The following is a 7,739-nucleotide window of genomic DNA, read 5'->3' as shown; positions in this document are numbered from 1 at the left end:
GTCTGGCCGCACGTGATCGCGACACCGCGCTGCCCGCACGCGTCACCCTGCAGCCCGCGCCCGCTCCGCGCGGCTGGGTGAACCTGCAGCCGCCGGCGATCACTGCTCCCGGCGGACTGTTCACCGTGACCGCGCGTGCGCACGGCGTGGCCAACGCGCGTGCCGAGCTGCTGGACCCTGCCGGCATGGTGGTGGATCGCGCACCGCTCGACGCGCAGGGCAATGTGCAGCTGCAGGGCAGCGCCCGCGACGCGGGCCGCAGCGAATTCACCCTGCGCCTGCTCGATGCCCGGCAGCACACCGTGGGCAGCGTCCCCGTGCCGCTGCAGACCGTGGCCCAGCCCGCACCGCGGGTGCTGATGCTGGCGGCCGCGCCAGGCCCGGAATGGAAGTACCTGCGGCGCTGGGCCACTGACACGGGCCTGACCGTGCAGATGCAGGCGAACGCCGGCGGCGGGGTGATGCTGGGCGATGCACCGGTAGCGCTGACGGCTGCACGTCTGGCCGCTACCGATGTGCTGGTGCTCGACGAGCGCAGCCTTGCCTCTCTGGGCACTTCCCAGCGCAGCCTGATCCAGCAGGCGCTGCGTGACGGGCTCGGCGTTCTGGTGCGTAGCGGTGGTCCGTTGAGCGACAGCGCGCGGCAGGTACTGAGTGGCTGGGGACTGGCGATCCGCGGCGGCACGCGCGCGGCCCCCCTCATCTTGCCCGCCGACCCGGAAAGTACGCTGCTGCAGGCGCGACGAGGACCGGCGCGGCCCGCGACTGACAGCACCGCCTACATCGATGAGGCCCATGCGGCCTCGCACAGCAGCGTGCCGCCGACCCTGGAGCGATTCGACGCCAGCGCTGCCGGCACGGAAGCCCTGCTGCAGGACGCCAAGGGACAGCCCGTGGGCGGCTGGCGCAGCGTGGGACGTGGGCGCGTGGCACTGCTTCCGATCAGCGACAGTTACCGGCTGGTGCTGGCCGGTCGCGATGATCGCTACGCCGAACTGTGGTCGTCGGTGTTCGCACAGGTCGCGCGTGCGCTTCCCGCCGCCGTTGCGGCGCGAATGGAAGCGACCACGCCGTGGTCTGGCGAGCGCATGGCGATCTGCCAGATCACCGACGGCGCGCAGGTGACCGATCCGCAGGGCAGCACGGTCACGTTGCAGATCGACCCGGTCAGCAGCACGCAACGCTGTGCGGGTTACTGGTCCACCGCCGCCGGTTGGCATCTACTGCAGCAGGGTGAGGCAACGCAGGCGTTCTACGTGTTTGATCCCGCCGCCGCGGCGTCATTGCATCGCGAGCAGGTGCGACAGACCACGGCACAGCGACTCACGCAGGGCAGCGCAGCCGCTTCGGGTTCGCCTGTGCCAGTTCCCGGCCCGCGTTGGCCGTGGCTGCTGGCATTCGTCGCCGTGGCAGGGCTGTTGTGGTGGCTGGAGCGGCGGTGCCCCCCCGCTTCAGATTGACGACTTCCAGTTTGACGCCGTTGGCGCGACCCAGATGATCTGTACATCGTTCCCATTACGGGTGTAGACGAGCAGGTAGGGAGCCCCGCGGCAGACATAGAGGCGCGTCCCGTCTAGCGGCCCTTCCCGCCATGTCGCTACACCATCCAAGGCCAAGGCTTCCTGCGTTATGTTCGTATCCGCTTCCAGGGCTGCACGATAGATGGACGGATCTTCTTTCTCCATGGCACGTTCGAAAGCCGCGTCCAAGAAGCGCTGACGGTCCTCGGTAGCGCCCGGCGTCCAGGCAACGCTCACCTACTACGTTCCTTACGCCTCATCATCTCTTCCAGCTGCACCAGATGCCTTTCCTTGACGGCATCCATGTACGCCTCAGCCTCCTCAGTGGAGAGGCTTGGACGCGTATCCGTCAACGCTCTGGCAGTTTCCCGACGGAGGAACTCGGTGTACGCGGCGTCCTCGTGATTCTGTTTCAGGGCTTCGGCCCGGTCCGGTCGGGTCCGGGGCTCCTCACGTTCCGCATAGCCGCTGGTATCCACCTGATAGTGATTGATACCCAGCTCCCTTCGAAGCACACGCACAGCGGCATCAAGTCCGGAGAAGAGACGTGTCGCCCCCGCCTTGGTCGCCAATGCGCGTTCGCCGATGCCGAGTTTGAACAGCACGGCGTAGCCGCCAGTCCTACCCACGAGCAGCGTGTCCTGGACGCTGCCAGCCGCCGCTAGTTCGCGGGCCGTTGCGAGTTGTACGGTCGTGACCATGACGGTTCCCATTTAATTATTACTTGGGAATTGTATAACGATTGAAAAGAAGCCGGGCAAGCACGGTTCTACGGGGTGACGTCCTGGTGCTGCAGGGCGCGCTGCTGCTGGTCTTCGGTCAGCTCGGGCGGCGGACGGGCGGTGGCAGACTGGATTTGATCGGGGCCACCGGTAAGTTTGTGGATGCCCTTGCCGGCTGCGCCGAGGGCGGCGTTGATGCCCATCATCAGGTAGCCGCCGCTCAGGCTGACCTGTTCCACCGAAGGCGGCTCACTCCAGGTGCGGCTGAATCGGTTTGGCGCAGGTTCTACCGGATTCTTGAAGCGGTACAGATCCAAGGGCTCGTCTTCGGGTTTGACGGCGCGGACTTCGCCGAGGGTGGTGACGTTGTCGTTATTCGCCGGGGGGGGTGCCGACGTGGCCGGCGGCGGTTCGACCGGTGGGGTAACCGGCGGTGATTGGGCATGTGCTGTGCCGACCAGCAGTGCGCTGGCCAACGTTACTGCCTGAATTGCACGTGTTGCCACTTCTGCCGCTCCGTGACCCTGCATCCTTGCGCAAGGATACGGATGGGGGCTTCAGATTTCGTTTTTCATGAATGCTTCAGGCGGCGCGCCAGCCGGGCATGGCCCGGCTCTACACGCGGTGTCTCGGGATATGAGACGGGGCTATGCTTATCTGCTGTCCTTTGCAGACCGTTTTTCCCATGGCCTACGAACTCGCCAAGCGCACCGAAGACGCCGAGCGCCGGCTGTCCACGACCGAGGGGCTGCCTTCGCGGGATGGCGCGCTGCTGACCGCGCGGCTGCAACGGCGCTATGCCGACCGCATCACTGGCAGTTTTACGATTCCGGGACGTGAAGGTCGCTACGCGCCGATTCCGGCCGACGTGCCCGCGGCGCTCATCGCCGCATTGAAGGCGCGCGGCATCGAGCAGCTATACAGCCACCAGGCCGAAGCCTGGGAGGCCACCCAGCGTGGTGAGCACGTCGCCATCGTCACCCCGACCGCCAGCGGCAAGTCGCTGTGCTACACCCTGCCCGTGGTCAGCGCGGCCATGCAGGGCAAGGCCAAGGCGCTGTATCTGTTCCCGACCAAGGCGCTGGCCCAGGACCAGGTGGCCGAGCTGCTGGAACTGAACCGTGCCGGCGATCTCGGCGTCAAAGCGTTCACCTTCGACGGCGACACCCCCGGCGATGCGCGCCAGGCGATCCGCCTGCACGGCGACATCGTGGTGTCCAATCCGGACATGCTGCACCAGGCCATCCTGCCGCATCACACCAAGTGGGCGCAGTTCTTCGAGAACCTGCGCTATGTGGTCATCGATGAGGTCCACACCTACCGCGGCGTGTTCGGCAGCCATGTCACCAACGTGCTGCGCCGGCTCAAGCGCATCTGCGCGTTTTACGGCGTGGAACCGCAGTTCATCCTGTGCTCGGCCACCATCGGCAATCCCAAGGCCCATGCCGAAGCACTGATTGAAGCGCCGGTCACTGCGATCACCGAATCCGGTGCCCCCACCGGCCCGAAACACGTGCTGCTGTGGAATCCGCCCGTGGTCAACGCCGACCTCGGCCTGCGTGCCTCGGCGCGCTCGCAGAGCAACCGCATCGCGCGCATTGCGATCAAGTCCGGCCTGAAGACGCTGATCTTCGCGCAGAGCCGGCTGATGGTCGAAGTGCTCACCAAGTACCTGAAAGACATCTTCGATCACGACCCGCGCAAGCCGGCGCGCATCCGCGCCTACCGCGGCGGCTACCTGCCCACCGAACGTCGCGAGACCGAGCGTGCCATGCGCGCCGGCAGCATCGACGGCATTGTCAGCACTTCCGCACTGGAGCTGGGGGTGGATATCGGCAGCCTGGACGTGGTGGTGCTCAACGGCTATCCCGGCAGCGTGGCCGCGACCTGGCAGCGCTTCGGCCGCGCGGGCCGCCGCCAGCAGCCCGCGCTGGGCGTGATGGTGGCCAGCTCGCAGCCGCTGGACCAGTACGTGGTGCGGCATCCGGATTTCTTTGCCGAGGCCTCGCCGGAGCATGCGCGCATCGCGCCGGACCAGCCGCTGATCCTGTTCGACCACATCCGCTGCGCCGCATTCGAACTGCCGTTCCTGGCCGGCGACCCGTTTGGCCCGATCGACCCGCTGGTGTTCCTCGAAGCGCTGGCCGAAACCGAAGTGGTGCACCGCGAGGGCGACCGCTGGGAGTGGATCGCCGACAGCTACCCCGCCAATGCGGTCAGCCTGCGTTCGGTCGCGGACGGCAACTTCGTGGTGGTGGATCGCAGCGACGGCAAGCAGCAGATCATCGCGGAAGTGGATTACTCCGCTGCGGCGCTGACCCTGTATGAGGGGGCCATCCACATGGTGCAGTCCACGCCCTACCAGGTGGAGCGGCTGGACTGGGAAGGTCGCAAGGCCTACGTCACCCGCACCCACGTGGACTACTACACCGACAGCATCGACTTCACCAAGCTCAAGGTGCTCGATCGCTTCGACGGCTGCGTGGCCGGGCGCGGCGATTCGCACCACGGCGAAGTGCACGTGGTGCGGCGCGTGGCCGGCTACAAGAAGATCCGCTATTACACGCATGAAAACATCGGCTACGGCCCGGTCAACCTGCCCGACCAGGAACTGCATACCACGGCGGTGTGGTGGCAGTTGCCGCAGGCGCTGCTGCTGACCGCGTTCGACTCGAAGCAGGAAGCGCTGGATGGTTTCCTTGGCGCGGCTTATGCGCTGCACATCGTCGCCACGGTGGCGGTGATGGCCGACGCACGCGACCTGCAGAAGGCGGTGGGCAACGGCGACGGCGCATGGTTCGCGGTAGCCGACCAGAGCGGGCGCGGCCAGCTGCGTGGCGCGGAGTTCGATGCCAGCGCGATCGAGCTGCAGCAGCAGTTCGTGCCCACCGTGTATCTGTACGACAACTTCCCCGGTGGCGTTGGCCTGAGCGAACCGCTGTGGACCCGCCAGGCCGAACTGCTGCTGCGCGCGCGCGAGCTGGTGCAGCGCTGCGACTGCAAGGCTGGGTGCCCGGCCTGCGTGGGCCCGGTGCTGGCCGGCCAGGAAGAAGACGCCACCACACCCAAGGCGCTTGCATTGAAGGTGCTGGACCTGTTCGACGCCCACGCACTGCCCGACGCGGCGCGCCACACTGACGTGGAGGTCGTGCCTTTTTGAGCATCAGCCTGGACAAGCTGCGCCTGCTGCGCCGACAGGCGGGCGATGCCACACCGGCACCTCCGTCCACGCCCGCGCCCACGGTGCCTGCAGTCGAACCTGCCTTGCCGCCAGCGGCCAATGAGGCGCGCGCGCGCAAACCAGCGCCGGATTCGGTGTTTGCCTGGGTCGAACAGGAGATCAAGCACAAGCCGACCGGCATTGCCGCACCGCCCGCCGCCGCGGCAGTGCCTGCACCGGCGCTGCGCAAACCGGATGTCGGCGGTCTGCACCGCCTGCTCGGCCTGCGCGAGCGCGGCACTGCCAGCGCACGTCCGCGCGCATCGGCACAGGACCGCCATGTACCAGGCGAGCAGATTGCCGACGGCCTGTTCCTGATTGAAGCCTTCCTGCCGCAGGTCATCCCCACCACTCCGCTGTCATTGGCGTTTGCCCGCCGCGAAGGCGAAGCCGTGCAGCCGCAGGATCTGCTGTTCTTCGACACCGAAACCACCGGCCTGGCGGGCGGCACCGGCACCCGTGCGTTCATGATCGGTGCGGCGGATTGGCACCATGATGTGCAGCAGGGTACGGGGCTGCGCATCCGCCAGCTGCTGATGACCACCATGGCGGCGGAAACCGCCATGCTGCGCACCTTTGCCAGCTGGCTGCAGCCGTCCACGGTGTTCTGCAGCTACAACGGGCGTTGTTACGACGCGCCGCTGCTGAAGACGCGATACCGGCTGGCGCGACAGCGCGAACCGATCAGCGCGCTCGACCATGTGGACCTGCTGTTCCCGACCCGCCGGCGCTACCGCGGCACCTGGGAAAACTGCCGGCTGGCCACCATCGAGCGGCAGCTGCTGCAGATCGTGCGCGAGGACGACCTGCCCGGCTCGGAGGCACCGGCCGCCTGGCTGAACTATCTGCGCGGCGGCAGCGCACTCAACCTGCGCCGTGTCGCCGAGCACAACCACCAGGACGTGGTCACCCTGGCCCAGCTGATGCTGCGGCTGGTGGCCGAGGAGCAGCGGGAGCGGGAGACGCTGGCCCTGCAGGCACCTGATGGTGCTTGATGCAACGCCGCCCCCGCTGGATGCCATGTAGAGCCGGGCTCTGCCCGGCTGGCCTTTCGCGGGCGCTTCGGTGCCGGGCAAGGCCCGGCACTACAGGATCGCGATGCTGTTGACATCAGGTGCAGCCAATGCGGTGCATGCTGTGCACACCACTACCTTGTAGGAGCCCGCCATGCGCCTTTCTTTGTTGCTGCTGGTCAGCTGTGCCCTGCCCCTGGCCGCATGCAGCCAGCCGCCGAAGAACACTGCCGAGGAGCCGCCGCAGGCGGTGGTCGATCCGGTACCGGTGGGTAGCACGCCCACGCCGTGCCGGCCCGAGGCGCTGGAGAGTCTGGTCGGCAAGGTCGCCGACGCGGCACTGGTGGAAAAGGCAGTGAAAGACAGCGGGGCCAAGCATGCGCGCGTGGTCAAGCCGAACATGGCGGTGACCATGGACTTTCGCGAGGATCGTCTGACCATCCATGTGGATGCGCAGAACCGGATCGAACGGATCGGTTGTAACTGATCATGCGCTGAGACGCGCATGGCGCGTCATGCCTGATGCCCGGCGAGCTCAACGCAACGACTGTGCGGTACCGTTGGCCAGCGCCTGATCAATGGCGCTGCGAATATCGCGCGCCATCTTCGCCGACACCTGGCTCTGCTGCTGTGCCAAGGCCTGCTGCTTGCGTGCCAGCCCTTGCTGCTGGCGGGCCAGTTCCTGCTGCTGCTTCGCACTGAGCGCCGCCAGTTCGGCTTCAGCCTGCGTGTGGGCCTGGCGTGCCGCCTGGTTTGCCATCTCTGCGGCGTCCAGTGACGCCAGGGCCTGGCGGCTGGCGCGCAGTGAGATTTCCCCCATGCGCTTGCCCAGTTCTCCTTGACGGGAGCCCAGCAGCCCCTGCTCCTGTCCCAGCTTGGCGACTTCCTGCTGCGCCATGGCGAGCGACTTCATCAGCGCCGGATCGTTGATGAGATAGCGCTGGTTGCCGCGTCGTGCCCACAGCACATGGTTGCTGCCACTGGCATCGCGCTTGGCCTGTTCGATATCGGCCATCGAGCCATCGACGAAGAAGCTGTTTTCCCGATCCAGCAGTACGAAGGCCTGCGCCGGCTGCTGCGACAGATCCAGGCGGCCGGTGGTGATCATGTGGGTCCGGGTGACGGGACGCGTGTCAGCATCCGGTGCCGGAGGAGCCGGGGGCGCGGCGGGTGCCGCAGGTGCTACCGGCGGGCGTGGGGCGGCGGCCGGCTTGGGTGCCGGTGCCGGTGCGGGCACGCCGCTTGGTGCCGGCATGGCGCGCAC

The 7,739-nt window shown here is 67.2% G+C and carries 7 protein-coding genes and 1 pseudogene; 4 read left to right on the top strand and 4 right to left on the bottom strand.

Going from position 1 to position 7,739, the window contains the following annotated elements:
- A partial coding sequence (locus EGJ34_RS22370) for a hypothetical protein (protein WP_185750254.1) occupies nt 1–1,460 on the top strand: 1,460 nt, incomplete at its 5' end.
- On the opposite strand, the gene EGJ34_RS19205 is transcribed toward EGJ34_RS22370, so the two are convergent.
- The 3 genes from EGJ34_RS19205 to EGJ34_RS19195 all read right to left on the bottom strand — a co-directional run bounded on the left by EGJ34_RS19205 (nt 1,452) and on the right by EGJ34_RS19195 (nt 2,706).
- Complete coding sequence (locus tag EGJ34_RS19205) at nt 1,452–1,757, bottom strand: type II toxin-antitoxin system RelE/ParE family toxin (RefSeq protein ID WP_125362055.1); 306 nt, start codon at nt 1,755–1,757, stop codon at nt 1,452–1,454. The genes EGJ34_RS22370 and EGJ34_RS19205 overlap by 9 nt on opposite strands.
- Nucleotides 1,754–2,221, bottom strand: coding sequence for a hypothetical protein (locus EGJ34_RS19200; protein WP_185750253.1), 468 nt, complete (start codon nt 2,219–2,221; stop codon nt 1,754–1,756). Before EGJ34_RS19200 ends, EGJ34_RS19205 begins: the two co-directional genes overlap by 4 nt.
- Nucleotides 2,222–2,289: 68 nt before the next feature.
- Nucleotides 2,290–2,706: a hypothetical protein gene (locus tag EGJ34_RS19195; RefSeq protein WP_260477063.1), complete on the bottom strand. Its 417-nt coding sequence runs from the start codon at nt 2,704–2,706 to the stop codon at nt 2,290–2,292.
- Between the two features lie 221 nt (nt 2,707–2,927).
- On the opposite strand from EGJ34_RS19195, the gene EGJ34_RS19190 reads away from it, so the two are divergent.
- The 3 genes from EGJ34_RS19190 (at nt 2,928) to EGJ34_RS19180 (ending at nt 6,962) form a co-directional block, all read left to right on the top strand.
- A complete protein-coding gene (locus EGJ34_RS19190) occupies nt 2,928–5,402 on the top strand; it encodes a DEAD/DEAH box helicase (RefSeq protein WP_125362053.1) in 2,475 nt (824 codons plus the stop codon).
- Nucleotides 5,399–6,457, top strand: coding sequence for a ribonuclease H-like domain-containing protein (locus tag EGJ34_RS19185; RefSeq protein ID WP_125362052.1), 1,059 nt, complete (start codon nt 5,399–5,401; stop codon nt 6,455–6,457). The genes EGJ34_RS19190 and EGJ34_RS19185 overlap by 4 nt, the downstream gene beginning before the upstream one ends.
- Nucleotides 6,458–6,629: 172 nt before the next feature.
- The gene (locus EGJ34_RS19180) at nt 6,630–6,962 is read left to right on the top strand and encodes an I78 family peptidase inhibitor (protein ID WP_125362051.1); all 333 of its coding nucleotides are present in this window, start codon (nt 6,630–6,632) and stop codon (nt 6,960–6,962) included.
- A 48-nt stretch (nt 6,963–7,010) separates the two neighbouring features.
- On the opposite strand, the pseudogene EGJ34_RS19175 reads toward EGJ34_RS19180, so the two are convergent.
- Nucleotides 7,011–7,739 (bottom strand): annotated as a pseudogene (locus EGJ34_RS19175) (hypothetical protein); the annotation flags it as partial.

It is taken from the genome of Stenotrophomonas sp. 278, from assembly GCF_003935715.1.
GTDB lineage: Bacteria > Pseudomonadota > Gammaproteobacteria > Xanthomonadales > Xanthomonadaceae > Stenotrophomonas > Stenotrophomonas maltophilia_AH.
The sequence above is the reverse complement of the archived record's forward strand: the minus strand, read 5'-3'. Positions and strand labels throughout refer to the sequence as shown.